The organism is Limnohabitans sp., from assembly GCF_031539105.1.
Lineage (GTDB): Bacteria > Pseudomonadota > Gammaproteobacteria > Burkholderiales > Burkholderiaceae_C > Limnohabitans.
In genome coordinates this window covers 19,693-44,538 of record NZ_JAVKLM010000047.1, presented here as the reverse complement: position 1 = coordinate 44,538, position 24,846 = coordinate 19,693, and the positions used below count along the sequence as shown (strand labels likewise).

Below are 24,846 nucleotides of genomic sequence, written 5' to 3'. Positions count from 1 at the left end.
GTTTTGCAATTCATACCGAGCGCACACCATGACCACAGAAAAAATCGACAGCGTCAGCATCACCACCCAAGCCAATGTGTTTTTTGACGGCAAGTGCATCAGCCACGCCATCACCACAGCCAACGGCACCAAGCTGTCGGTCGGCGTCATCTTGCCTGCCACACTCACCTTCAACACCGCCGCCTCCGAAGTGATGGAGTGCGTGGCTGGTTTTTGTGAATACAAGCTCGACGGCAGCCACGACTGGGTCAAGTCCAGCGCTGGTGAAAAATTTAACGTGCCTGGCAACTCGAAGTTCGACATTCGTGTGACCGAGCCGTACCACTACATCTGCCACTTCGGTTAATCCAAGGCGCAACGACACACCATGAGCACCATCCTCCAACACCTCCCCAAAGGCCAAAAAGTCGGCATCGCCTTCTCAGGTGGCCTCGACACCTCTGCGGCCCTCTTGTGGATGAAGCAAAAGGGCGCTGTGCCCTACGCTTACACCGCCAACCTCGGCCAGCCCGACGAGTCGGACTACAACGAAATCCCACGCAAAGCGATGGAATACGGCGCTGAAAAAGCCCGCCTCATCGACTGCCGCAAACAACTCGCCCACGAAGGTATTGCTGCCATTCAGTGCGGTGCGTTCCACATCAGCACCGGTGGCATCACCTACTTCAACACCACGCCTTTGGGCCGCGCTGTGACCGGCACCATGCTCGTGGCTGCGATGAAGGAAGACGACGTGAACATCTGGGGCGATGGCTCGACCTTCAAAGGCAACGACATCGAGCGCTTCTACCGCTACGGCTTGTTGACCAACCCCAGCTTGAAAATTTATAAGCCTTGGCTGGACCAACTGTTCATCGACGAACTCGGTGGCCGCGCTGAAATGTCTGCGTTCATGACCGCCAATGGTTTTGGCTACAAGATGAGCGCCGAAAAGGCCTACAGCACGGACAGCAACATGCTGGGCGCGACGCACGAAGCCAAAGACCTCGAGAGCCTCTCCAGCGGTATGAAGATCGTCAACCCCATCATGGGCGTGCCCTTCTGGCGTGAAGACTGCGTGGTGAAAGCCGAAGAAATCAGCATCCGTTTTGAAGAAGGCCAACCTGTGGCCCTAAACGGTGTGGAATACGCCGACCCTGTTGAGCTGTTCCTGAAAGCCAACGAAATCGGTGGCCGCCACGGTTTGGGCATGAGCGACCAGATTGAGAACCGCATCATCGAAGCCAAGAGCCGTGGCATCTACGAAGCCCCAGGCATGGCGCTGTTGCACATTGCTTACGAGCGTTTGGTGACGGGCATTCACAACGAAGACACCATCGAGCAGTACCGCATCAACGGCCTGCGCTTGGGTCGCTTGTTGTACCAAGGCCGCTGGTTCGACCCGCAGTCCATCATGTTGCGCGAAACCGCCCAACGCTGGGTGGCACGCGCCGTGACAGGCACTGTGACGCTAGAGCTGCGCCGTGGCAATGACTACTCGATCCTTAACACCGAGTCGCCCAATCTGACTTACGCCCCCGAGCGTTTGAGCATGGAAAAAGTGGAAGACGCGCCGTTCAGCCCACTGGATCGTATTGGCCAATTGACCATGCGCAACTTGGACATCGTGGACACACGCGCCAAGCTGGGCATCTACGCGCACACTGGCTTGTTGTCGTTGGGCGAAGGTGCGGACATGATCAAGTTGGAAGGCGGGTCTAAGAAGTAAACACTTCTTGCCCAAGCAAGAAGCGACCTTCGGGTCGCTTTTTTATTGCGCTACCTCATTCGCTGAAGGCACATGACGGCGTACGTTGCGCCGCTCATATCCTCCGGCTTTGGCCACGGCCAAAGCCTCCCCTTGACTTCGCTCTGCAACACACACCGCCATGCGCCTTCGGTATGGTTGTTGAATAACTTAAACCACGACGGGTTCTGGTTCTAAGCGAATGCCAAAGCGCTCGTAGACGCTGGTTTGAATGGCCTTGGCCAAAGTCATCACTTCGCCGCCGGTGCACGGGTGTTCTTTGCCACCCACGTTGACCAACACCAAGGCTTGTTTTTCATAGACGCCGGCATTGCCCACGGTTTTACCTTTCCAGCCGCAGGCGTCAATCAGCCAGCCAGCTGCGAGTTTGATGCGGCCATCATCCAGCAGGTAGTGCACCACCTTGGGCTCGCGGGCAATGATGTCGTCGCACTGGTCTTGGGTGACGGTGGGGTTTTTGAAGAAGCTGCCGGCGTTGCCGATGACGGCTGGGTCTGGCAGCTTGGCTTTTCGAATGGCGCAGACCCATTCAAAAATTTGCTGGGCAGTGGGATTGCTGATGCCAGTGTCAGCCATTTTGCGTTCGAGGTCGAGGTAGCCCAAGACGGGTTTCCAGTCTTTGCGCAGCAAAAACCGTACGCGTGTGATGAGGGCTTTGCCTGCCAAGCCAAAGCCCCTACTCTCGCCATCACGGCCACTGCTTTCGTGCTTGAACACCGAGTCGCGATAGCCAAAGGCACATTGCGCGGCATCAAGGCTGAAGGCTTGACCAGTGGTCAGATCAATCGCGTCCAGCGAATGAAAACGGTCTTGCAACTCCACACCATACGCACCAATGTTTTGCACGGGCGATGCGCCCACGCTGCCCGGAATGAGGGCCATGTTTTCTAGGCCGGGCCAGCCGTTGTCCAGCGTCCAAGCCACCAGGTCATGCCAGTTTTCGCCTGCGGCGGCTTCGACCACCCAAACCTTGTCGGTCTCTTCGACCAAGCGCATGCCTTTGATTTCCACCTTCAGCACCAAGTGCTTCACGTCGCCGGTTAGCACGATGTTGCTGCCGCCGCCCAGCACAAACTTAGGCAAGCTACGCAAACCCTCGTGGGCCAACACGGCCTGCACATCGGCCTCGGTGTGCACGCGCACCAGTTGCAGTGCTTTGGCCGAAATGCCAAAGCTGTTGTGCGCTTGAAGGGGGGTATTGGGTTCCACTAACATAGGGTGATTGTCTCATTCTGAATTTGAAAGCCCATCGCCATGCCTTCCTTTGACACCGTACTCGAACCCAATTTGGCTGAAGTAAAAAACGCCGTTGAAAACACGGCCAAAGAAATCGTCACCCGTTTTGACTTCAAAGGCACGTCTGCCGCTGTTGAACTCAAAGACAAAGAAATCACCATGTTTGGCGATGCCGACTTTCAACTGGTGCAAGTCGAAGACGTGCTGCGCAACAAGCTGACCAAGCGCGAAGTAGACGTGCGCTTTCTCGACAAAGGCGACGTGCAAAAAATCGGGGGTGACAAGGTCAAGCAAGTCATCAAAATCCGCAACGGCATCGAAACCGAAGTGTCAAAGAAGATTCAGCGCTTGCTCAAAGACAGCAAGATCAAGGTGCAAGCCGCCATTCAAGGCGACGCGGTACGCGTGAGCGGCACCAAACGTGACGACTTGCAAGCCGCCATGGCGTTGATCCGTAAAGAGATGACCGACTTGCCTCTGTCGTTCAACAACTTCCGGGACTAAACGCCTTCGTTAGCAGGCGCGTTTTTATTCGCGCCAATCTTCGTTTCTTGCCCAGACACCAAACGTGCAATGTTGTCTTTGTGGCGCATGAGCAGCAAGGCGCTCATCACGGCCACTGCCAGCAGCTCGGTTTGGCTGGTTTGCCACGCCAATTGGTCACCAAACAAATAATAAGCAGGCGCAAACAGCGAAGCTGCCAAAGCTGCCAGCGACGAGTAGCGAAAGAAGAACGCCACGATCACCCAAGTACCCATGGTGGCCAAGCCCAGCAATGGCTCCACACCAAACAAAATACCCGCAGCTGTGGCCACGCCTTTGCCACCTTTGAAAGCAAAAAACACGGGCCATAAGTGGCCAATGAACGCCGAGATGGCCACCAAGGCCACGGCACGGTCGTCCAAACCAAAGGCTGGGCCATAGAGCTTGACCAGCAACACGGGGAAATAGCCTTTGAGCGCATCAAACAACAAGGTGGCAATGGCCGCTTTTTTGTTGCCTGAGCGCAGCACGTTGGTCGCGCCTGGGTTTTGGCTGCCATAGGTGCGCGGATCATCCAGGCCCATCACGCGGCTCACGATGACCGCGAAGGACAAAGAACCCATCAAATACCCGCCTACGGCGAGCAACACCACCACTGAAGAATCAGCAAACATCTAACTTTCCTTTTTTAATTTTTATTGCGCGGGATCGCGCATCTCCCAGCGGATCGCATCAATCGCCGCCAATACCTCAGGCGACAAGGTGGTACCCCACGCGTCCAAATCGGCATCAAGCTGCCCGATCGAGGTCACACCAATGATGGTGCTGGCCACTTGCCACTTGGTGTAACAAAACGCCAGCGCCATTTGCGAGGGGGTCATGCCGTTTTCAAGTGCCAGCGCGTTGTAGCGGCGTGCTGCCACCAACGATTCAGGACGGCCCCAGCGTTGCTTGCGCACGCTCTCATAACCAGAGATGCGCGCACCTTTGGGCGCATCTGGGCCGATGATGCCGCTGGCGTCGTACTTGCCAGTGAGCAAGCCAAAGCCCAAAGGCGAATACGCTAACAAAGACACCTTCAACCGGTGGCAGGTTTCGTCCAAACCGTTTTCATAGGTGCGGTTTATCAGGCAATACGGGTTTTGTGTGGTGGCCACGCGTGGCAAGCCATGCTGCTCAGCCAAGCGAACAAATTCGTGCACCCCATAGGGCGTTTCGTTGGACACGCCCACATGGCGCACCTTGCCGTCCTTCACCAACTGCGCCAGCGCTTCGAGCTGCGCATGGATGGTGATCTCAGAGTTTTCTTTTTGGGGGTCGTAGTAGACGCCACCAAACGCAGGCACATGGCGCTCGGGCCAGTGGATTTGGTAGAGGTCAATCACATCGGTTTGCAAGCGGCGCAAGCTGCCCTCGCACGAGGTGAGGAAATCTTTGACGGTCAGGTTCACGTGATCACGAATCCAAGGCATACCGCGCGAGGGGCCGGCCACTTTAGTGGCCACCACCAACTTTTGGCGAGCACCGGGGTTCTTGGCGAACCAGTTACCAATGATGGTTTCGGTGTGGCCACAGGTCTCAGCCTTGGGCGGCACCGAATACATCTCGGCCGTGTCGATGAAGTTCACGCCACGCGCCAGCGAGTGGTCGAGGATGGCGTGCGAATCGGCTTCATTGACTTGTTCGCCAAAAGTCATGGTGCCCAAGCAAATGGGCGTGACATGCAAATCGCTGGTGCCCAGCTGGACGAGTGGAAAAGTCATGGGTTTACTCCGAGGTGGGAGGCTTGTAAAAACCCGACAAGTCTAAAGCCTGGCAGACGCCTTCATCGGCGTTGCTAATTTGGCTTGGCCTATTTGGTTTTAGCGCGTTCTTCTTCTTGTAAGCGCAACAAGCGGCGCTGCACCTTGCCTGTGGTGGTCATGGGCAGCTCGGGCGTGAACTCAATTTCTTTGGGGTACTCATAAGGCGCAAGCTTGCCGCGCACATGCCGCTGTAAATCAGCCACCAGCGCGTCGCTGGCTGCATGACCGGGGGCCAGCACAACATAGGCTTTCACCAAAGCACCGCGCTCGGCATCGGGCTTGGGCACCACCGCGGCGTTGGCCACCGCGGGGTGTTTAACCAAGCAGTTTTCAATCTCGCTGGGGCCAATGCGGTAACCCGCTGCTTTGAACACATCATCCGCACGGCCTTGGTACCAAAGGTAACCGTCTTCATCGCGCACGGCCATATCGCCCGTGCGGCACCAGTCACCCGTGTATTTGCCTTGGGTGGATTTGTCGTTTTTCCAATAGCCCAAAAAGAAAATAGGGTCGGGTTGTCCGTGTTGGTTGTAGCGGTTCAGTGCCACGTCGCCGGGCACGCCTGCAGGGCACTCGTGACCCTCATCATCAATCACCGCCACACGGTGACCGGGGTAGCCCTTGCCCATGCTGCCGGGTTTGGCGGGCCAGCCCACGTTGATTCTGTGCGCAGCAACCTCTGATCCTTGGGAGGCCCATTCCATCGCGCAATTGCCCACGATGTAGTTGATCTCGGTTTGGCCAAACATCTCGTTCACCGTCACGCCTAAATGCTCTTTGCAATAACCAAACACCGCATCGCCCACAGCCTCACCCGCGCTCATCATGGCTTGCAGTTTGAGCTTGAATTGATGGCGCGGCTCTGGGTAAGCCTTCATCATGGCCTTCAACGCGGTGGGAAACAAAAATGTGTGCGTCACGCCATGCTGCTGCATGAGGGTGAATGCCAACTCGGGGCTGAAGCGCCCATTCCACGCCACGATGGGCCGACCGAAATAAAGCGTGGGCAACAAGGCATCCATCAAACCGCCCGTCCACGCCCAATCGGCGGGAGACCAAAACACGGCGGCGCTGCCCTTGGGAAAGTGCTCAGACGCATCCACCGTGTCAAAGCCAAACCAGTTTTGGCTACACGCAAAACCCGTCAAGTTACCAATCAGCGCACGGTGTGGAATCAATGCGCCTTTGGGCGGGCCCGTGGTGCCGCTGGTGTAAATCAACACCGCACCTTCGTCCGCTTTGGTTTGCACCGCCGTGAAGGCACGTTGCTGCGCAGCGACGGCGCTGGCGTAGTCCACATCCACGTGCAGCATGTCGGCGGCATTGCTCAGGTCTACCCCGATCACCTCACGCAGCGCGGGGCATTGCGCACGCACGGCCAGCACATTACTCACAGAAGACGCATCTGCGATGGCCACCACCGCCTCGCTGTCTTGCAAACGGTATTCCAACGCTTCGGGGCCAAACAGCAAGGACAGCGGCATGGCCACCGCGCCCATTTGCATGACAGCCATGTAGGCCACGGCAGTTTCAAAGCGTTGGGGCAGCACGATAGCCACGCGGTCGCCGCGTTGCACGCCTAGGTCTACCAACACATGGCTCAGTGCATCGGCTGCTTGCTGCAACTGCGCAAAGGTGTAGCTGCGCGGCGCCACGGCCCGCCCGCTCTCATCGGCAGCACTGTGTTCAACGATGGCGGCACCCTCGGCCGTCTCGGGCTGGGTAGCCCAGCGTCGGCTGCATACCTCTGCCATGTTGAAGTGCTCTGGCACTGCCCAACCAAAGCCTTGTTGCATTGCTTCGTAAAAATCGGCCATGTCTCGTGTCCTTATGATTCGAACAATGTACCCAATCCAAAAGCCTTCGCGCAGCGCGTTTGTCCTAATCCGTCACCTGAGTTACCACGTCTTGCAGTGGGGCACGCCCTCGCCAGACAAAACGCCACTGGTCATGGTGCATGGCTGGATGGATGTGGCAGCCTCGTTTCAGTTCGTGATCGACGCTTTGAAAGACGACCATTGGGTCATCGCCCCCGATTGGCGCGGGTTTGGTCTGACCGAAACACCCCACACCGACAACTTCTTTTTCCCCGACTACTTGGCCGACCTCGACCAACTGTTAGACCACTACGTGGGCAAACGACAAGTGAACCTGCTGGGCCACAGCATGGGCGGTCATGTAGCCACTATGTATGCAGGCATTCGTCCCGAACGCATTCAAAAACTCATCAACCTCGAAGGCTTTGGCATGCCTGCCACCCGCCCATCACAAGCGCCAGGCCGTTTGGCCAAGTGGATGGACGAGCTCACCGCCTTACAACGCGGCGAGATGGACCTCAAGCCCTACCCCAGCCTAGAGGCCGTGGCGCAGCGCCTCATCAAAACCAACCCACGTCTGGGCACAGACAAAGCCCACTGGCTGGCTCAGCACTGGGCGCGTGCCAACGAACAAGGCGAGTGGCGCATCTTGGGCCACGCGGCGCACAAAGTGGTCAATGCCCAGCTCTTCAAAACCGACGAGACCCAAGTCATTTACGAACGCATCACCGCCCCCAGTCTGTGCGTGGTGGCCAGCACCGACAGCATGAGTCAGTGGTGGAAAGACAGCTACACCTTGGCTGAGTTCATGCAGCGCATTGCCTCTGTGCCCAACATCACACATGCCGTCATTGAAGACGCGGGTCACATGCTGCACCACGACCAACCCGAACAACTGGCTCAGTTGATAGAAGAATTCTTAAGTCTTCAAACTGTCACATGAGCCACTAAAATTCCGCATTCATTTTTTTAGGCGACACGCAATGGCCAACCCATCCCAACTCCGCGCCCTCATGGTCACCCTCGCCCTCTCTGGCGCATTAGGAATGGGCAGTGCACACGCAGAAGATAGCTTGTATGACTTGCAGCCCTGCCCTGACAGCTTGGCTGTTGAAGGTGGGAAAAAAGTCGATAAAACATGGGATTTAACGCTGTCTCCACTCACCTACCACTGGCACAACAGCACGGAACATAAACCCGTCAAACTTGTTGCCATTGATCGCCATGTCGAGGGTGGTCGATTCTGCGGCCTTGCCCTGTTCAGTAATTCCTTTGGCCAACCCTCAGCTTATGTCTATGTGGGACAGCAATGGAACAACATTTTGGGTAACCCCAAGTTATTTACCAAAGTGTCAGCTGGTTTCATTTACGGCTACCGCGGTAAACACAAAGACGACATCGGATTTAACTCCGCTGGCATTGCGCCCGCCATCATTCCATCACTGGGCTATGCCTTCTCACCCAAAGAATCTGCGCAAGCATTCATGCTGGGAACGGCTGGCATCACCTTCGCTTATGTGCGCAGCTTTTAAGCCGGGTCCGAACGTGAGAAAATATGCGGTTACTTAGACACCTAAAGAAGACCGCATCATGGAAGCAGAACGCATCAACCTCATTGGATCTACCCTCGCCGACCTGAGCGTGCGCACGGTGGATCTCCGGAGGTATCTTTGACTACGATGCCAAATCCGAACGACTGCGCACCGTTAACGCCTCACTAGAAGACCCCACGGTCTGGAACGACCCCAAAAAAGCGCAAGAGCTGGGTCGTGAAAAGAAAGCCCTCGACGGCGTGGTCGTCACCCTCACCCGCCTGACCCAAGAGCTGGCAGACAACGCCGAGTTGTTTGAGATGAGCAAAGCCGACAACGACGAAGACGGCTTGATGACCATCGAGACCGACACCCAAGGCTTGGTCAAAACCATCGAAGAGCTCGAATTCCGCCGCATGTTCAGCAACGAAGCAGACCCGCTCAATTGCTTCCTCGACATCCAAGCCGGCGCTGGCGGCACCGAAGCCTGCGACTGGGCCAGCATGCTGTTGCGCCAGTACCTCAAGTACGCCGAACGCAAAGGTTTTAAAACCACCGTCGAAGACGAATCTGCAGGCGACGTGGCTGGCATCAAAGGCGCGACCATCAAGATCGAAGGCGAATACGCCTTTGGCTTGTTGCGCACCGAAACTGGCGTGCACCGCTTGGTGCGCAAGTCGCCGTTTGACAGCTCGGGTGGCCGCCACACCTCGTTTGCTTCCGTCTTTGTGTACCCCGAGATTGATGACTCGATCGAGATCGACATCAACCCCTCCGACGTGCGCACCGACACCTACCGTGCCTCGGGCGCGGGTGGTCAGCACATCAACAAAACCGACTCCGCCGTGCGTTTGACCCACATGCCCACCGGCATCGTGGTGCAGTGTCAAGACGGTCGCAGCCAACACAGCAACCGTGACGTCGCTTGGAAACGCCTGCGCTCGCGCTTGTACGACTTTGAGATGCGCAAGCGCCAAGAAGAACAGCAAAAGCTCGAAGACACCAAGACCGATGTGGGCTGGGGTCACCAAATTCGCAGCTACGTGCTGGACAACAGCCGCATCAAAGACTTGCGCACCAACGTTGAAGTCTCGGCCACACAAAAAGTCTTGGACGGCGACCTCGATGCTTTCATCGAAGCGTCACTCAAGCAAGGCATCTAAGGAACACCATGTACCGTGAAGGCACAGCCCCATTGATTCAACGCGCCGACTACACCGCGCCCGCGTTTTGGATTAACACCGTCGATCTGACGTTTGACTTGGACCCCGCCAAGACCCGCGTGCTCAACAAAATGAGCGTGCGCCGCAACCCCGACGTGGCGGCGCAGCCCCTGCGCTTGGACGGTGACGAGCTCAACCTCGCCCGCGTGTTGGTGAACGGCCAAGGCACCTCGTTCAAGATGGACGGCAGCCAGTTGGTGCTGGAAAACTTGCCCAAAGGCCATGAGCCTTTCGCGCTGGAAATCTTTACCACCTGCCTGCCCGCCAAGAACACCAAGCTCATGGGCTTGTACGTCAGCAACGACTCGTTCTTCACGCAGTGCGAGGCCGAAGGCTTTCGCCGCATCACCTATTTCTTGGACCGCCCAGATGTGATGTCGAACTACAGCGTCACGCTGCGCGCCGACAAAAAGGCATTCCCCGTGTTGCTGAGCAACGGCAACTTGGTGGAAGAAGGCAACCTGGAAGAAGGCCGCCACTTTGCCAAGTGGGTCGACCCACACAAAAAGCCGTGCTACTTGTTTGCCTTGGTCGCTGGCCAGTTTGTGTGCCGCGAACAGCGCGTCAAAGCGCCATCGGGCAAAGAACATTTGCTGCAAGTCTTTGTGCGCTCAGGTGATTTGGATAAAACCGAACACGCCATGAACTCGCTCATGGCCAGCATCAAATGGGATGAGCAGCGCTTTGGTTTGAGCCTTGACTTAGAGCGTTTCATGATTGTTGCCACCAGCGACTTCAACATGGGCGCGATGGAGAACAAAGGCCTCAACATCTTCAACACCAAGTTTGTGTTGGCCAACTCAGCCACTGCCACCGACATGGACTACGCCAACATTGAGAGCGTGGTCGGCCATGAATACTTCCACAACTGGACTGGCAACCGCGTGACTTGCCGCGACTGGTTCCAACTCTCGCTCAAAGAAGGCCTGACGGTTTTCCGCGACCAAGAGTTCAGCCAAGACTTGGCCGCTGAAGCGCTGAAAGATAACGCGCAAGCAGCGGCATCCGCCAAAGCCGTCAAGCGCATTGAAGACGTGCGCCTGTTGCGCACTGCGCAGTTCCCAGAAGACGCAGGCCCCATGGCCCACCCCGTGCGTCCTGACAGCTATGTAGAGATCAACAACTTCTACACCGTCACGATTTACGAAAAAGGCTCAGAGGTTGTTCGCATGATGCAGACTCTGACGTCGCGTGAAGGCTTCGCCAAAGGCATGTCGCTCTACTTCGAGCGCCACGATGGCCACGCCGTGACGTGCGACGACTTCGCCCAAGCGATTGCCGATGCCAACCCAGGCTCAGCTTTGGCCACGCACCTGACGCAGTTCAAGCGTTGGTACGCACAGGCAGGCACACCCCGCGTGCAAGCCGCTGGCAGCTACAACGCAGACACATGCGCGTACACACTCACTTTGAGCCAAAGCTGCCCACCCAGCCCAGGTCAAGATCACAAAGAACCGTTTGTCATCCCGGTGCAATTTGGCTTGCTGGCTGCCGATGGTCGCGAGGTGTTGCCTAGCCAGTTGTTGGTGCTCACCGAAGCCACACAAAGCTTCGAGTTCAAAGACTTGTCATTGCAGGCAGGCGAAGAGCCCGTGCCATCCATCTTGCGTGGTTTCAGCGCCCCTGTGGTGTTGGAGAGCGACTTCACGGCCACCCAACTGCTCACGCTGCTCGCACACGACACCGACCCATTCAACCAATGGGAAGCAGCGCAGCGTCTGTGTCTGAGTGCCGCACTGGCTGCAGTGGCTGCCAACAACGAACCCACACAGGTGTTGGACGCCGCCCTGGTGCAAGCCCTGCGCACCGTGCTACGCAACCCTGCTTTGGACGCTGCCTTCAAAGACTTGGTGCTCACCTTGCCTTCTGAAACCTACATGGCTGAACAACTCGATGTGGTGGACCCCCAGCGCATCCACGCCGTGCGTGAAGCTATGCGTGCGCAGATTGCCCGCGAGTTGCACGACGATTGGGCGTGGGCGTTTGAAGCGCACAGCGAGAACGGTGCTTTCAACCCAGACCCCGTGTCAAGTGGTCGCCGTGCACTGAGCGGCATGGCCCTCACCATGTTGTGCTTGGATGCGCGCGCCACCGGCGACGTGGTGTGGCCTGGCCGTACCTTCCAGTGCTTCAAAACCGCACACAACATGACCGACCGCTTCAACGCCCTCAGCGCTTTGGTGAGTTCTGGCCATGAGTTGGCAAGCGATGCCCTGCAACGCTTTTACAACCTGTTCCGCAACGAAGCCTTGGTGATGGACAAGTGGTTTGCCCTGCAAGCCGGCAGCACTGACCGTGGCGGCAATATCTTGTCGCTGGTGCGCAACCTCATGTTGCACCCCGACTTCCACATCAAAAACCCCAACCGCGCACGCAGCCTGATCTTCAGTTTCTGCAGCGCCAACCCCGGCGCATTCCACCGCAGCGATGCGGCGGGCTATGTGTTCTGGAGTGAACGCGTGTTGGAGCTTGACGCCATCAACCCACAAGTCGCCGCCCGTTTGGCACGCGCCTTGGACCGTTGGTCCAAACTGGCAGAGCCCTACCGCACCGCTGCGCACGAAGCCATCAAACGCGTCGCCGCCAAAGCCGATTTAAGCAATGACGTGCGCGAAGTGGTTTCGCGCGCGCTCGCCAACTAAGGACTTGCCATGAGTGTTTCTCTCACCCGCTATTTGGTCGAACAACAACGCGCCAAAGGCCTCATCCCCTCAGAGCTTCGCTTGTTGCTCGAAGTTGTGGCACGCGCTTGCAAGAGCATCAGCCACGCCGTAAACAAAGGCGCCTTGGGCAGCGAACTGGGCGACGTCATGGGCTCGGCCGGCAGCGAAAACGTGCAAGGCGAAGTGCAAAAGAAACTCGACATCATCGCCAACGATGTGTTGATCGAAGCCAACGAATGGGGAGGCCATTTGGCGGCCATGGCGTCCGAAGAAATGGACAGCATCCATGTCGTGCCCAACCGCTACCCCCAAGGCGAATACCTCTTGATGTTTGACCCACTCGATGGTTCGAGCAACATCGAAGTCAACGTAAGCATTGGCACCATCTTCAGCGTGCTCAAAAAAGTGGACCCCAGCAAAGGCGTGAGCGAAGACGACTTCTTGCAGCCTGGCACCCAACAAGTGGCAGCTGGCTACTGCGTGTACGGCCCACAAACCACCTTGGTGCTCACCGTGGGTGATGGTGTGGTCATGTTCACCCTCGACCGCGAACAAGGCTCATTTGTGTTGACCCAAGAAAACGTGAAAGTGCCTGCCGACACCAAAGAGTTTGCCATCAACATGAGCAACATGCGCCACTGGGACGAACCCGTCAAGCGCTACATCGACGAGTGCCTTCAAGGTGAAGAAGGCCCACGCGGCAAAAACTTCAACATGCGCTGGATTGCCTCCATGGTGGCCGACGTGCACCGCATCCTCACACGCGGCGGTGTGTTCATGTACCCCTGGGACAAGCGCGAGCCAGGCAAAGCCGGCAAGCTGCGCCTCATGTACGAAGCCAACCCCATGAGCTGGTTGATCGAACAAGCCGGTGGCGCAGCCACCGACGGACGCCAACGCATTTTGGACATCCAGCCCACACAACTGCACCAACGTGTGAGCGTGGTCTTGGGTTCTAAAAACGAAGTCGAACGTGTGACGAGTTATCACACACCCACATAACGATGCCACAAGCTATGGTCAGCCTCTAGCTCCGCAGACGCCCCCTGCCACACCACTTGCCCACGCTCGATGATGGTGTGTTGGTCGGCCAGCTTGACCAGCTTTTGCACATACTTGTCGATCACCAAAATGCTTTGGCCTTCAGCACACAAAGTATGCAGGCAGCGCCAAATGTCTTCACGCACCAAGGGGGCCAAACCTTCGGTGGCTTCGTCCAACACCAGCAAATGTGGGTTGGTCATGAGGGCGCGGCCAATGGCCAGCATTTGTTGTTCACCACCCGAAAGCTGGTTGCCCATGTGTCGATGACGCTGAGCCAAACGTGGGAACAAGGCGTACACACGTTCTAGCGTCCATGGGTTGGTGCTGCTATTACGGTTGGCAGCAAAAGCCAACAGGTTTTCTTGCACTGAAAGCGTCGGGAAAATTTGGCGTCCTTCAGGCACCACCGCCAGCCCCATGCGCGCGATGCGGTCAGGGCTATAACCCTCCACACGTTCGCCACAAAAACGCACCGTGCCCGACAACGCAGGCGTGAGGCCCAAGATGGCACGCACGGTGGTGGTCTTGCCCATGCCGTTGCGGCCCAGCAAAGTGCAAACGCCGCCTGCCTCGATGGACAGGCTGACGCCAAACAACACTTGGCTACTGCCGTAGCCACTGTGCAAGTCTTTCACTTCTAACAAGGCGCTCATGGTTTATTCATCGCCTAGGTAAGCGCGCTTCACAGCGTCGTCGTTTTTGATGTGCTCAGCCGTGCCGCACGCAATGACTTGGCCCGACACCAACACCGAGATGGTGTCGGCCAAACGAAACACCGCGTCCATGTCGTGCTCGACCAACAGCAGCGTGGTGTCGCCGCGCAGGCTTTGCAGCAGTTGCACCATGCGCTCAGATTCATCAGGACCCATGCCGGCCATGGGCTCGTCCAACAACATCAACTTCGGTGACGTGGCCAAGGCCAAGCCCACTTCGAGCTGGCGTTGCTCGCCGTGCGACAACGCACCTGCGGGCTGCATGAGTTGCGCTTGCAAACCCACACGCTCAGCCACCTCGGCGGCGCGGGCATAACGCGCGTATTCGCTGCGTGCGGCTTGCCAAAACTTGAAGCTACTTCCCTCACCCGCCTGAGTGGCAAGACCTAAGTTGTCTTGCACCGTGAGGCGCTTGAACACGCTGGTGATTTGGTACGAACGCACCAAGCCCAACCGTGCACGCCGGTGCATCGCTGTGTGTGTGAGGTCTACCCCATCAAATACGATGCGGCCTTCATCAGGCGCTAAGGCACCCGAGATTTGGTGAATGAGCGTGGTCTTGCCCGCGCCGTTCGGGCCAATGAGTGCGTGTATTTCGCCAGCCTTCACTTGCAGCGTGGCGTGGTCAGTGGCAGCCAAGCCGCCAAAGCGTTTGACCAAGTTGTCGACGTGCAGCAAGGGTGCGCTCATGGCTGGCTCTTTCGCTGCAGACGTTGCAAGACGCTGGTCAAACCATTGGGGGCCAACAGCACCACGGCCAACAACAAAGCGCCTAAGCCCAGTTGCCAATGGATGGTGAAGTGGCTCAGTGTTTCTTCGAGCAGCAAGAACACCACAGCGCCCCACACACCGCCATACAAGTGGCTCACACCACCCAAGATGACCATCATCATCAACAAGCCCGACTGGCTCCACTGCATGAGCGCAGGACTGACAAAGCCACCTTGGTTGGCCAACAACGCACCGGCCAAACCAGCCAAGGCACCCGCCACCACAAACGCAGCCAACTTGTAGCGGTACACCGCATAGCCCAGCGCTTGCATGCGAACCTCGTTTTCGCGAATGGCTTGCAGCACATGGCCAAAGCGCGCGTTCAGCACACGGGCCACGGCATAGAGTGAGGCCACGCACACAGCCAACACCACGTAATAAAACGAAGTCTCGTCATTGACATCTACAAACGGAATTTTCGAACGACCCGCCAAGGACAAACCATCGTCACCGCCGTAGGCTTTGATAGAGATGGTGAGGTAGTAAATCATCTGAGCAAAAGCCAGCGTGATCATGATGAAGTACACGCCTTGCGTTCGCAAGCTGATGGCACCGATCAACAATGCAAACACAGCACTCGCCACCATCGCCACAGGCCACAACACCCACGCGTCCGTCACGCCCATTTGCGTGAGGATGGCCACGCTGTAGGCGCCCACGCCCACAAACGCCGCATGGCCAAAGCTCACCATGCCGCCAAAACCCAAAATGAAATTGAGGCTGGTCGCAGCCAAAGCAAAAATCAAAATGCGGCTGGCTAAGGCGATGTAAAACCCCTCGCCCACTGCGTTGGCGATGAATGGCAACGCCACCAACAACAGCAACGCAGGCACGCTCCAGCGCCACTGCATGGAGTGGTCAAGTGAGGTACGCGCGGAAAAATTAGCCATGCTTTGTAACAGTGTGATGTTTAACCGTGGGTGGGAAACAAACCACGCGGCTTGAAGAACAACACCGTGGCCATGAGCATGTAAATCAAGATCGAAGCCACAGCAGGCCCAGCGCTAGACGCGGCCTCGGCGCTGAGCAGCGAATCAAACACCATAGGCACCAAAGTGCGCCCTGCCGTGTCTACCAAGCCCACCAACATCGCGCCCAAGAACGCACCGCGAATCGAGCCAATTCCACCGATGACGATGACCACAAACGCCAAAATCAAAATGCTCTCGCCCATGCCCACTTGCACCGCAAGCAATGGCCCGAGCATGCCGCCCGCAATGGCGCACAACGCAGCACCCACACCAAACACGGCGGTGAACAAACGCGTCACGTTGCTGCCCATGGCCAAAGCCATTTCACGGTTCGCGGCGCCCGCACGCACTTGCATGCCCACGCGTGTGCGCGTGATGAGCACATACAAAAACAAAGCCACAGCCAAACCCACGCCGATGATGAACAAGCGATAGGCGGGATAGAAAAAGCCACTCACCAATTCCACAGGGCCGCTCAAAGCAGCAGGCGGGTTGAGCGTGATGGGCTGTGCGCCCCAAATCAAACGCACGGTTTCGTTGCACATCAAGAGAATGGCAAAGGTGCCCAGCACTTGCGAGAGGTGGTCACGCTCATACAAGCGGCGCAGGATAGACACTTCTAGCAACACGCCAAATAGCGCCGCACCCGCCACACCCGCGCCCAGCCCCAGCCAAAAAGAATCGGTGGCCGCAGCCACCGTGGCAATCAGGTAAGCGCCCACCATGTAGAGCGAGCCATGCGCGAGGTTGATCATGTCCATGATGCCAAACACGAGCGTCAAGCCCGCGGCCAGCAAGAACAACATCAACCCAAACTGCAAGCCGTTGAGCGATTGCTCAAACAGCAAAATCCCATCCATGTTTACAGGCTAGGCATCTTGCAGCTGGCTGCATAAGCGTCAGAGTGCGCTTTGAAAACCGTGCCCAAAGTACGGTTGGTCACACGGCCTTTGGCATCCTTGGTGATCACACGCAAGTAGTAGTCTTGAATCGGGAAGTGGTTGCTGTTGAACTTGAACGCACCACGCACCGAATCAAACTTGGCAGCTTCCAAGGCTTTGCGCACGGCGGCTTTGTCTTCCAAGTTGCCTTTGCTGTCACGCACGGCTGCTTCGATCAAACGTGCAGCATCAAAGCCTTGCGCTGCGTACAAGGTAGGCAAACGGCCATAGGCTTTTTCGAACTCGGCCACAAACTTTTTATTAGCTGCGTTGTCCATGTCGTGGCCCCATTGCGAGGTGTTGAACATGCCCAACATGGGGTCGCCCACGGCTTTGATGACGTCTTCATCGCCCGAGAAGCCGGGGCCAAACAAGGTGATGTCTTTCGACAAGCCCGCACCCACAAACTGCTTGATGAAGTTGATGCCCATGCCGCCGGGCAAAAAGATGTAAACAGCGTCAGGCTTGGTGGCGCGCAACTTAGACAGCTCAGTGCCGTAGTCGAGCTGGTTCAAGGTGGTGTAGGTCTCGGACGCCACCTCGCCTTTGAAGAAACGCTTGAAGCCAGCAATCGCGTCTTTGCCTGCGGGGTAGTTGGGCGCGATCAAGGCGACTTTCTTAAAACCTTTGTCGGTCACCACTTTGCCCACGGCTTCGTGCATGTTGTCGTTTTGGTAGGACGCACTAAAGAAGTAAGGGTTGCACTGCTCGCCCGCATATTGCGAGGGGCCTGCATTGGCGCTGATGTAAAAGGTTTTCGACTGAAACGTGGGCGAACCCACAGCCAACATGACGTTGGAGAACACGATGCCCGTCATGAAGTCGACCTTATCGCGTTTCACCAAACGGTCTGCGGTTTGGCGGCCCACATCGGGGCTGGCTTGGTCGTCGGCCACGATGACGTCAACAGTCTTGCCGCTGAACTTGCCACCTGACAGTTTGACGGCGAGCTGAAAGCCGTCACGAATGTCCACACCCAAACCCGCACCAGGGCCAGACAAGGTGCTGAGCAAACCGACCTTCACAGTCGCGTCGTTTTGCGCAAAACCAGAAGCGCAAGCCAAGCCCAAACTCAGGGCAATCAAAGAACGGCGAAAAGCGTGCATGAACGTGTCTCCAAAAATGAGTGTTAGATTTTAAAGGCCGGTTGAGGCTGTCTATTTTGTATACGTTCACCTTTGCTGGGCTTGGAAAATAAGGCTAATCCAACGGTTAAAGGTCATGCAATGAAAAAAATCCTCCTCTTAGGCTCGGGCGAGCTCGGCAAAGAATTTGTCATCAGCGCCAAGCGCTTGGGCTGCTATGTGGTGGCCTGCGACAGCTATGCAGGCGCACCTGCCATGCAGGTGGCCGATGAGTGCAGCGTGTTCAGCATGTTGGACGAAGCAGCCCTGCGCGCAGCCATTGCCCAACACCAGCCCGACCTGATCGTGCCCGAGATCGAGGCCATCCGCACCGAGGTGTTGCTGGAAGTAGAAAAAGAAGGCTTTGAAGTCATCCCCAGCGCCCGCGCTGCCAACCTGACCATGAACCGCGACCGCATCCGTGATGTGGCTGTGGGCTTGGGCGTGCGCACCGCCAAGTTCAGCTATGCCGAGTCAGCCGCAGAGTTGCTGAGCCAAGCCAAGGCCATTGGTTTCCCAGTCGTCATCAAGCCCGTGATGAGCTCCTCTGGCAAAGGCCAAAGTGTGGCCAAGACCGAAGCGGACATTCAAACCAGCTGGGAGTACGCCTGTGAAGGCATGCGCGGCGACCGCCGACGCGTCATCGTCGAAGAGTTCATCCACTTTGAGTTTGAAATCACCCTGCTCACCGTGCGTCAACGCAACGGCACCACTGTGTTTTGCCAACCCATTGGCCACGTGCAAGAACGCGGCGACTACCAATACAGCTGGCAGCCTCAACCCATGAAGCCGGAGTATTTGAAGGCTGCAGAACAAATGGCTGAAAAGGTCACGTCTGATCTGGGCGGTGCTGGCTTGTTTGGCGTGGAATTTTTTGTGACGAAAGACGAAGTCATCTTCAGCGAGCTCAGCCCTCGCCCACACGACACGGGCATGGTCACCCTCATCAGCCAAAACCTGAGCGAGTTTGATTTACATGCGCGTGCCATTTTGGACTTGCCGATTCCGAACATCGACACCGTCGAAGGTGCGAGCGCTGTGGTGCTGGCCAACCAAGATGGCAAAGATCCCACCTTCACAGGTGTGGCCGAAGCCATGAGCGAGCCCGGCACCGATGTGCGCATTTTTGGCAAGCCCACCACGCGTCCTTACCGACGCATGGCGGTGGCTTTGGCCAAAGGGCCTAACGCTTTAGAGCGAGCACGCGCTGCGGCGAAGAAAATCGGCGTGGTCACGCTCTAAGCGTTAACGCCAAAGCCTGCATTGACCGGCAACTCGCCGCCTGCATGAATGGCCACCGCGCAGTATTTGAATTCAGGAATTTTCCCGAAGGGATCCAACGCTGGGTTGGTCATCATGTTGGCAGCAGCTTCGTAGTAGGCGAATGGCACAAACACAGCGCCTTGCGGTGTGCCGTCATCACGTCGCACGCGCAGCGTCACTTGGCCGCGGCGTGAAGCGATGGTGATCACGTCACCCGCCTCAACACTCAAGCGCTGAATGTCTGCGCCGCACATGGACGCAGTGGCGATGGGCTCCAACGCATCCAGCACGGTGGCGCGTCGCGTCATGCTGCCGGTGTGCCAATGCTCTAACTGGCGACCTGTGATCAACACAAACGGATAGTCGCGGTCTGGACGTTCATTCGCTGGAATGATGTCAGCCGGCACCAAGTGCACGCGGCCATCATCGGTATCGAAATGATCAACAAAGACGGTGGGCTCGCCCGGGTCTTCAGCTGTCAAGCACGGGTAAGTCACGCTCGACTCACGCTCTAAACGCTCCCACGTGATGCCGTTGATGGCGGCATGCATGGCTTGGCGCATTTCGTCGTACACCTCAGCCACACCGTGGTGGTCGCCTTGGTAGTTCCAATTCAAGTCAACGCATTTGGCTATCTCTTGAATGATCCACAGATCCGCACGCGCATCACCCGGTGGATCGATCGCTTGCTTGCCCAACTGCACCATGCGGTCGGTGTTGCTGACCGTGCCAGTTTTTTCGGGCCATGCCGTAGCGGGCAACACCACATCAGCCAGCCAAGCGGTTTCGGTCATGAAGATGTCTTGCACCACCAAATGTTCCAGCGTCGCCAACGCGTGGCGAGCGTGGTTCAAGTCGGGGTCGCTCATGGCGGGGTTCTCGCCCATGATGTACATGCCGCGAATCTTATGCGGGTCGTTGTCATCCGCCAAGATCTTGCCCATGATTTCTACCACGGTGTAGCCGGGTTGGTCGTCCAGCGGTGTGTCCCAAAACTTTTCAAACCAATCGTGCGCTGCCTTGTTGGTGACGCGTTGGTAATTGGGGTACATCATCGGGATGAGGCCAGCATCACTCGCACCCTGCACGTTGTTTTGACCGCGCAGTGGGTGCAAGCCAGAGCCGGGCTTGCCGATTTGACCAGTGACGGTGACCAAGGCAATCAAACAACGCGCGTTGTCTGTGCCATGCACGTGCTGGCTCACGCCCATGCCCCACAAGACCATCGAGCCCTTGGATTTGGCAAACTCACGCGCCACTTCGCGCAGTGTCTCTGCAGGAATGCCGCAGATGGGCGCCATCGCTTCGGGGCTGTAGCCTTTGACGTTTTCTTTCAAGGCTTCGTAGTTGTTGGCTCGGTGACGGATGAAATCTTCATCCACCAAGCCTTCTTCAATCACGGTGTGAATCAGGGCATTGAGCATCGCCACATCGGTGTCGGGCTTGAACTGCAAGGTGCGCCATGCGTGTTTGCCAATGTCGGTGATGCGCGGGTCAGCCAACACAATTTTGGCGCCGCGTTTGGCGGCGTTTTTCATCCACGTGGCGGCCACAGGGTGGTTGGTGGTGGGGTTGGAGCCGATGACAAAAATCAAGCCCGCATGCTCGACGTCGTTTACTTGGTTACTCACTGCGCCCGAGCCCACACCTTCTAGCAAAGCAGCCACGCTGGAGGCATGACACAAGCGTGTGCAGTGGTCCACGTTGTTCGAGCCAAAGCCGGTGCGCACCAACTTCTGGAACAAATACGCTTCTTCGTTGCTGCCTTTGGCCGAGCCAAACCCAGCCAGTGTTTTTTTGCCATGCGTGTCGCGCAACTCTTTGAGCTTGCCGCCAGCCAAGACCAAGGCTTCTTCCCACGTGGCTTCTCGGAACACCTCAGACCAGTCCGCTGCATTGCGGTTGAATTGACCAATCGACTCTGGGTCTTTGGGCACACCGGGCTTGCGAATGAGCGGCATGGTCAAGCGTTGCGGGTTGTGGATGTAGTCGAAACCGAAGCGACCTTTCACACACAACCGGTTGTGGTTGGCGGGGCCATCGCGGCCATCCACGCTGACAATTGTGTTGTCCTTCACGTTGTAGGTCAGCAAGCAACCCACACCGCAGAACGGGCACACCGAGTCCACTTTCTTATCCACCACTTGTGAGCCAACTTGCGACTTAGCCATCAGCGCACCCGTGGGACACGCTTGCACACATTCACCGCACGCCACGCACGAGCTATTACCCATCTCGTCGTTCAAATCAAACACGATTTGGCTGTGCGCACCACGGTTGGCGTAGCCAATCACATCGTTCACTTGTTCTTCGCGGCATGCACGCACACAACGGTTGCACTGAATACACGCATCTAGGTTCACCGCCATCGCAGGGTGTGACACATCGCTCGCCGGTTGCTCGCGGCGCAGAGCACGCAACTCAGGCCGCACGGTCACGCCCATGCGAGAAGCCCAGTCACTCAACTCACCATGCTGGCCAGCTTCACCACGATCGCCATCACCCGCTGCGACGGGAGATGCGCCGGGTGACGATTTTGGCTCGCCGCATGAGGAGCCCGGCGTATCTCCCGTCGCAGCAGCGGGCGAAGCAGCATCGTTCCACTTGTACCCAACATCAGGCATATCCGACAGCAACATCTCAAGCACCATCTTCTGGCTCTTCACCGCACGGTCACTCACCAACACCTCAAGGCCAGCGGTCGCGGTGCGGCAGCAACTCGGCGCCAAAGTGCGCTCGCCTTTGATCTCGACCACGCACGCTCGGCAGTTGCCATCGGGGCGCAGGCCGTCTTTGTAGCAAAGGTGTGGAATGTCCACGCCATGGCGCTGTGCGGCTCTCAGAATGGTCTCGCCCTCATAGGCTTTCACAGGCTGGTCGTTGAGCTTGAACTCAACGGTTTGCGGCATCAAGTCTGTGGGTTTGATCGAGGCGTTCATTTAAACGATCTCCTCTGGAAAATAGGTTTGCACACAACGCACGGGGTTGGGCGCAGCTTGGCCCAAACCACAAATCGAGGCATCGGTCATGACTTGGTTCAAGTCTTCCAAGGTGGTGTTGTCCCACACCTTGGCTTGCATGAGTTGCGAAGCCTTGGCTGTGCCCACACGACACGGCGTGCACTGGCCGCAGCTTTCGTGCGCGAAGAAGTTCATCATGTTGATGGCCGCGTCACGTGCTGAATCGTGTTGGCTCAGCACAATGACGGCCGCTGAACCAATGAAGCAACCGTAGGGCTGCAAGGTGTCAAAGTCCAAAGGAATGTCATTCATGCGCGCAGGCAAGATGCCGCCCGATGCACCGCCAGGCAAATACGCATAAAGCTCATGACCGTCGAGCATGCCGCCGCAATGCTCGTCAATCAACTCTTGAAGGGTGATGCCCGCAGGTGCGAGCTTGACGCCCGGCTGCTTGACGCGTCCGCTCACACTGAAGCTGCGCAAACCTTTGCGGCCGTGTCGACCAAAGCCACTGAACCAGTCTGCGCCTTTTTGCACGATGTCGCGCACCCAATAGAGCGTTTCAAAGTTGTGTTCGAGGGTGGGCCTGCCAAACAAACCCACTTGCGCAATGTAGGGTGGGCGCATGCGGGGCTCGCCACGTTTGCCCTCGATGCTTTCAATCATCGCGGACTCTTCACCGCAAATATAGGCACCTGCACCGCGGCGCAACTCGATGTGCGGAAGTGGGCATGGTGGGTTGGCTTGCAAATGCGCCAACGCTTGTGTGAGCAGTTCACGACAGCCGTGGTACTCGTCACGCAAATAAATATAAACAGAGTCAATGCCCACCACATGGGCCGCCACCAACAAGCCTTCTAAAAAGCGATGCGGGTCACGCTCTAGGTAGGTGCGGTCTTTGAATGTGCCAGGCTCGCCTTCGTCAATGTTGACGGCCATCAAACGTGGCGCGGATTGCTCGCGCACGATGCGCCATTTGCGCCCCGCCGGAAAACCTGCGCCGCCTAAGCCACGCAAGCCCGAATCTTCCATGGCCTTGAGCACTTGCTCGGTATCCTCTTTGCCTGCATGCAAATCTGCCAACAGGCGGTAGCCACCATCGGCCAAATAGTCATCCAAGCCCACATGCTCGGTCATGACTTGGTGGGTTTGCTTCTGTGCAACTGCTGCAACCACCAACTCAGGCGTGGCATGCGGCACGGGGTTTTGGTGCACTACGGCCACAGGTGCTTGTTCGCAACGGCCCACGCAGGGCGCAGAGATCACGCGCACATCGGCATTGCCTAGCAAAGCGGGCAACTTCTCTTTCAACTGTTTAGCACCCGCCAACTCGCAGCTCAAGCCATCGCACACACGCACCGTGAGGCCGGGCGCAGCTTCGTCGCCTCGCACCACTTCGAAGTGGTGATAGAAGGTGGCCACTTCAAACACCTCGGCCATGGGCAGCTGCATCTCTTTGGCCAAGGCCACCAAGTGACGGTCGTGCAAACAGCGATAGGCATCGTTGAGTTGGTGCAAATGCTCAATCAGCAAGTCACGGCGATGTGGCGCCTCGCCAATCAAGTCACGCACATCTTGCAATGACGCGTCGTCGACTTGTCTGCCTTTCAGCTGCCCCATGCGGCGCAAAGTCTCTCGCATTTCATCGACGGTACTGAGGGTGCGTGTGGACGGCTGATTCATGTGAGCTGGTGAACGAATTTCATAGACTTTGATTTTCAGTCATACGCCCAGCACAAGCTGTCACGTTGGCTCTATGATTCTTCCTCATGAAATTCATGAATTGGCCCATCCCCGCCCTGCTTGTCTGGGGTTTGTCTTGGCTCATCTTTAAGGGCCTGCAAACCTTGGGCGTAAGCGAGACGATTGCCTTCATCGCTGCCACGTTCTTGGGCGGCTTTTTTAGCACCCTGGTCAACACGCCCATGCGCAAGGCCCTGATCGTGTTGGGTTTTCCGCTGTCGATGCTGGCTTCATCGGCCACCCTCAGTGTGCCGCCTTTGGGCTGGCTGCTGCTGCTGGGGTTGATCGTGTTGGTTTACCCACGCAAAGCTTGGCGCGATGCCCCGTTGTTTCCCACGCCCAAACGTGCACTGCGCGAGATGCAGCAACACATCACCCTGCCCGCAGGCGCTCGCATTTTGGATGCAGGCAGCGGCTTGGGCGACGGACTGTTGGCGTTGCGCGATGCGTTTCCGCGTGCCGAGCTGCATGGCGTAGAGATGAGCTGGCCGCTTCGCGTGCTCAGCGCCATGCGCTGTTCGTTTGCCATGATTCGTCAAGGCGACATTTGGCTGGTGGACTGGCGCAGCTTTGACATGGTTTACATGTTCCAACGCCCCGAGAGCATGCCCCGCGCCGTAGAGAAAGCAGAAGCCGAATTGCGCCGTGGCGCTTGGCTGATCAGCCTAGAGTTTGAAGCACAAGAGCTGGTGCCCAGCGCGATCCTGACGTGTCGCGATGGCCGCCCGGTGTGGATGTACCAGGTGCCGTTTAACCGCCGTGCAAAGAGAGGCGATCTTTAAGACGATGGTTAAAGCGGTTGCCAAACAG

Annotated in this window: 21 protein-coding genes; 10 read left to right on the top strand and 11 right to left on the bottom strand. The window is 57.3% G+C overall.

The features are described 5' to 3' along the window. Positions 1-28 precede the first annotated feature (28 nt). Positions 29-346 carry a pyrimidine/purine nucleoside phosphorylase gene (locus RMR24_RS12975; RefSeq protein ID WP_310615502.1) on the top strand — a complete coding sequence of 106 codons (318 nt, stop codon included), beginning with the start codon at positions 29-31 and terminating at the stop codon, positions 344-346. A 21-nt stretch (positions 347-367) separates the two neighbouring features. Next, on the top strand, positions 368-1,708 hold the full coding sequence (argG, locus tag RMR24_RS12970; RefSeq protein WP_281890364.1) for an argininosuccinate synthase: 1,341 nt from the start codon (positions 368-370) through the stop codon (positions 1,706-1,708). Between the two features lie 189 nt (positions 1,709-1,897). Here the strand turns inward: argG and murB are convergent, their stop codons facing one another. Next, a complete protein-coding gene (gene murB / locus RMR24_RS12965; RefSeq protein ID WP_310615501.1) occupies positions 1,898-2,962 on the bottom strand; it encodes a UDP-N-acetylmuramate dehydrogenase in 1,065 nt (354 codons plus the stop codon). A 39-nt stretch (positions 2,963-3,001) separates the two neighbouring features. On the opposite strand from murB, the gene RMR24_RS12960 reads away from it, so the two are divergent. After that, positions 3,002-3,487, top strand: a complete 486-nt coding sequence (locus RMR24_RS12960; protein ID WP_310615500.1) for a YajQ family cyclic di-GMP-binding protein — start codon at positions 3,002-3,004, stop codon at positions 3,485-3,487. Here the strand turns inward: RMR24_RS12960 and plsY are convergent. From plsY to RMR24_RS12945, 3 genes are all read right to left on the bottom strand, one after another. Continuing rightward, the gene (gene plsY, locus RMR24_RS12955; RefSeq protein ID WP_310615499.1) at positions 3,484-4,140 is read right to left on the bottom strand and encodes a glycerol-3-phosphate 1-O-acyltransferase PlsY; all 657 of its coding nucleotides are present in this window, start codon (positions 4,138-4,140) and stop codon (positions 3,484-3,486) included. The two genes, RMR24_RS12960 and plsY, sit on opposite strands and share 4 nt — an antisense overlap. A 21-nt stretch (positions 4,141-4,161) precedes the next feature. Continuing rightward, positions 4,162-5,229, bottom strand: a complete 1,068-nt coding sequence (locus RMR24_RS12950) for an aldo/keto reductase (protein ID WP_310615498.1) — start codon at positions 5,227-5,229, stop codon at positions 4,162-4,164. Between the two features lie 89 nt (positions 5,230-5,318). After that, positions 5,319-7,088 (bottom strand): AMP-binding protein, encoded by a 1,770-nt coding sequence (locus RMR24_RS12945; RefSeq protein WP_310615497.1) that lies wholly within the window; start codon positions 7,086-7,088, stop codon positions 5,319-5,321. A 25-nt stretch (positions 7,089-7,113) separates the two neighbouring features. On the opposite strand from RMR24_RS12945, the gene RMR24_RS12940 reads away from it, so the two are divergent. From RMR24_RS12940 to RMR24_RS12920, 5 genes are all read left to right on the top strand, one after another. Continuing rightward, on the top strand, positions 7,114-8,031 hold the full coding sequence (locus RMR24_RS12940) for an alpha/beta hydrolase (protein WP_310615496.1): 918 nt from the start codon (positions 7,114-7,116) through the stop codon (positions 8,029-8,031). A gap of 40 nt (positions 8,032-8,071) precedes the next feature. Next, complete coding sequence (locus tag RMR24_RS12935; protein ID WP_310615495.1) at positions 8,072-8,620, top strand: hypothetical protein; 549 nt, start codon at positions 8,072-8,074, stop codon at positions 8,618-8,620. A 58-nt stretch (positions 8,621-8,678) separates the two neighbouring features. Then, positions 8,679-9,783, top strand: a protein-coding gene (prfB, locus tag RMR24_RS12930) for a peptide chain release factor 2 (protein WP_310615494.1) whose coding sequence is annotated in 2 segments (ribosomal slippage) — positions 8,679-8,759 and positions 8,761-9,783 — 1,104 coding nt in all. Because the reading frame shifts where the segments join, the coding sequence is not laid out codon by codon here. Positions 9,784-9,791: 8 nt separating this feature from the next. Then, complete coding sequence (pepN, locus tag RMR24_RS12925; RefSeq protein ID WP_310615493.1) at positions 9,792-12,485, top strand: aminopeptidase N; 2,694 nt, start codon at positions 9,792-9,794, stop codon at positions 12,483-12,485. A gap of 9 nt (positions 12,486-12,494) precedes the next feature. Further along, positions 12,495-13,508, top strand: coding sequence for a class 1 fructose-bisphosphatase (locus RMR24_RS12920; protein ID WP_310615492.1), 1,014 nt, complete (start codon positions 12,495-12,497; stop codon positions 13,506-13,508). Here RMR24_RS12920 and RMR24_RS12915 read toward each other — a convergent pair. Genes RMR24_RS12915 through RMR24_RS12895 form a run of 5 tightly spaced genes read right to left on the bottom strand, consistent with a single transcriptional unit; the run spans position 13,493 to position 18,052 of the window. Then, positions 13,493-14,203 carry an ABC transporter ATP-binding protein gene (locus tag RMR24_RS12915; RefSeq protein ID WP_310615491.1) on the bottom strand — a complete coding sequence of 237 codons (711 nt, stop codon included), beginning with the start codon at positions 14,201-14,203 and terminating at the stop codon, positions 13,493-13,495. The genes RMR24_RS12920 and RMR24_RS12915 overlap by 16 nt on opposite strands. Before the next feature lie 3 nt (positions 14,204-14,206). Next, positions 14,207-14,953: an ABC transporter ATP-binding protein gene (locus RMR24_RS12910; RefSeq protein ID WP_310615490.1), complete on the bottom strand. Its 747-nt coding sequence runs from the start codon at positions 14,951-14,953 to the stop codon at positions 14,207-14,209. Next, positions 14,950-15,924, bottom strand: coding sequence for a branched-chain amino acid ABC transporter permease (locus tag RMR24_RS12905; RefSeq protein WP_310615489.1), 975 nt, complete (start codon positions 15,922-15,924; stop codon positions 14,950-14,952). Before RMR24_RS12905 ends, RMR24_RS12910 begins: the two co-directional genes overlap by 4 nt. Positions 15,925-15,944: 20 nt before the next feature. Continuing rightward, positions 15,945-16,865: a branched-chain amino acid ABC transporter permease gene (locus tag RMR24_RS12900; RefSeq protein WP_310615488.1), complete on the bottom strand. Its 921-nt coding sequence runs from the start codon at positions 16,863-16,865 to the stop codon at positions 15,945-15,947. Between the two features lie 2 nt (positions 16,866-16,867). Then, the gene (locus RMR24_RS12895) at positions 16,868-18,052 is read right to left on the bottom strand and encodes an ABC transporter substrate-binding protein (RefSeq protein ID WP_310615487.1); all 1,185 of its coding nucleotides are present in this window, start codon (positions 18,050-18,052) and stop codon (positions 16,868-16,870) included. Positions 18,053-18,172: 120 nt separating this feature from the next. Between RMR24_RS12895 and purT the strand changes: the two genes are divergently transcribed. After that, positions 18,173-19,312, top strand: coding sequence for a formate-dependent phosphoribosylglycinamide formyltransferase (gene purT / locus RMR24_RS12890; protein WP_310615486.1), 1,140 nt, complete (start codon positions 18,173-18,175; stop codon positions 19,310-19,312). Here the strand turns inward: purT and fdhF are convergent. Together fdhF and RMR24_RS12880 are read right to left on the bottom strand one after the other, a co-directional pair. Continuing rightward, positions 19,309-22,272 (bottom strand): formate dehydrogenase subunit alpha, encoded by a 2,964-nt coding sequence (gene fdhF / locus RMR24_RS12885; protein WP_310615485.1) that lies wholly within the window; start codon positions 22,270-22,272, stop codon positions 19,309-19,311. The two genes, purT and fdhF, sit on opposite strands and share 4 nt — an antisense overlap. Next, positions 22,273-23,976: an NADH-ubiquinone oxidoreductase-F iron-sulfur binding region domain-containing protein gene (locus RMR24_RS12880; RefSeq protein WP_310615484.1), complete on the bottom strand. Its 1,704-nt coding sequence runs from the start codon at positions 23,974-23,976 to the stop codon at positions 22,273-22,275. A gap of 86 nt (positions 23,977-24,062) precedes the next feature. Between RMR24_RS12880 and RMR24_RS12875 the strand changes: the two genes are divergently transcribed. Beyond that, positions 24,063-24,818: a class I SAM-dependent methyltransferase gene (locus tag RMR24_RS12875; protein ID WP_310615483.1), complete on the top strand. Its 756-nt coding sequence runs from the start codon at positions 24,063-24,065 to the stop codon at positions 24,816-24,818. Positions 24,819-24,846: the final 28 nt, after the last annotated feature.

Coding starts and splice junctions, on each gene's coding strand:
- RMR24_RS12935 (WP_310615495.1), top strand. CDS start 8,072: ATGGCCAACCCATCCCAACTCCGCGCCCTCATGGTCACCCTCGCCCTC.
- purT (WP_310615486.1), top strand. CDS start 18,173: ATGAAAAAAATCCTCCTCTTAGGCTCGGGCGAGCTCGGCAAAGAATTT.
- fdhF (WP_310615485.1), bottom strand. CDS start 22,272: ATGAACGCCTCGATCAAACCCACAGACTTGATGCCGCAAACCGTTGAG.
- murB (WP_310615501.1), bottom strand. CDS start 2,962: ATGTTAGTGGAACCCAATACCCCCCTTCAAGCGCACAACAGCTTTGGC.
- plsY (WP_310615499.1), bottom strand. CDS start 4,140: ATGTTTGCTGATTCTTCAGTGGTGGTGTTGCTCGCCGTAGGCGGGTAT.
- RMR24_RS12905 (WP_310615489.1), bottom strand. CDS start 15,924: ATGGCTAATTTTTCCGCGCGTACCTCACTTGACCACTCCATGCAGTGG.
- RMR24_RS12960 (WP_310615500.1), top strand. CDS start 3,002: ATGCCTTCCTTTGACACCGTACTCGAACCCAATTTGGCTGAAGTAAAA.
- RMR24_RS12975 (WP_310615502.1), top strand. CDS start 29: ATGACCACAGAAAAAATCGACAGCGTCAGCATCACCACCCAAGCCAAT.
- RMR24_RS12900 (WP_310615488.1), bottom strand. CDS start 16,865: ATGGATGGGATTTTGCTGTTTGAGCAATCGCTCAACGGCTTGCAGTTT.
- RMR24_RS12875 (WP_310615483.1), top strand. CDS start 24,063: ATGAAATTCATGAATTGGCCCATCCCCGCCCTGCTTGTCTGGGGTTTG.
- pepN (WP_310615493.1), top strand. CDS start 9,792: ATGTACCGTGAAGGCACAGCCCCATTGATTCAACGCGCCGACTACACC.
- RMR24_RS12915 (WP_310615491.1), bottom strand. CDS start 14,203: ATGAGCGCCTTGTTAGAAGTGAAAGACTTGCACAGTGGCTACGGCAGT.
- RMR24_RS12920 (WP_310615492.1), top strand. CDS start 12,495: ATGAGTGTTTCTCTCACCCGCTATTTGGTCGAACAACAACGCGCCAAA.
- RMR24_RS12910 (WP_310615490.1), bottom strand. CDS start 14,953: ATGAGCGCACCCTTGCTGCACGTCGACAACTTGGTCAAACGCTTTGGC.
- RMR24_RS12940 (WP_310615496.1), top strand. CDS start 7,114: ATGTACCCAATCCAAAAGCCTTCGCGCAGCGCGTTTGTCCTAATCCGT.
- RMR24_RS12880 (WP_310615484.1), bottom strand. CDS start 23,976: ATGAATCAGCCGTCCACACGCACCCTCAGTACCGTCGATGAAATGCGA.
- RMR24_RS12945 (WP_310615497.1), bottom strand. CDS start 7,088: ATGGCCGATTTTTACGAAGCAATGCAACAAGGCTTTGGTTGGGCAGTG.
- RMR24_RS12950 (WP_310615498.1), bottom strand. CDS start 5,229: ATGACTTTTCCACTCGTCCAGCTGGGCACCAGCGATTTGCATGTCACG.
- argG (WP_281890364.1), top strand. CDS start 368: ATGAGCACCATCCTCCAACACCTCCCCAAAGGCCAAAAAGTCGGCATC.
- RMR24_RS12895 (WP_310615487.1), bottom strand. CDS start 18,052: ATGCACGCTTTTCGCCGTTCTTTGATTGCCCTGAGTTTGGGCTTGGCT.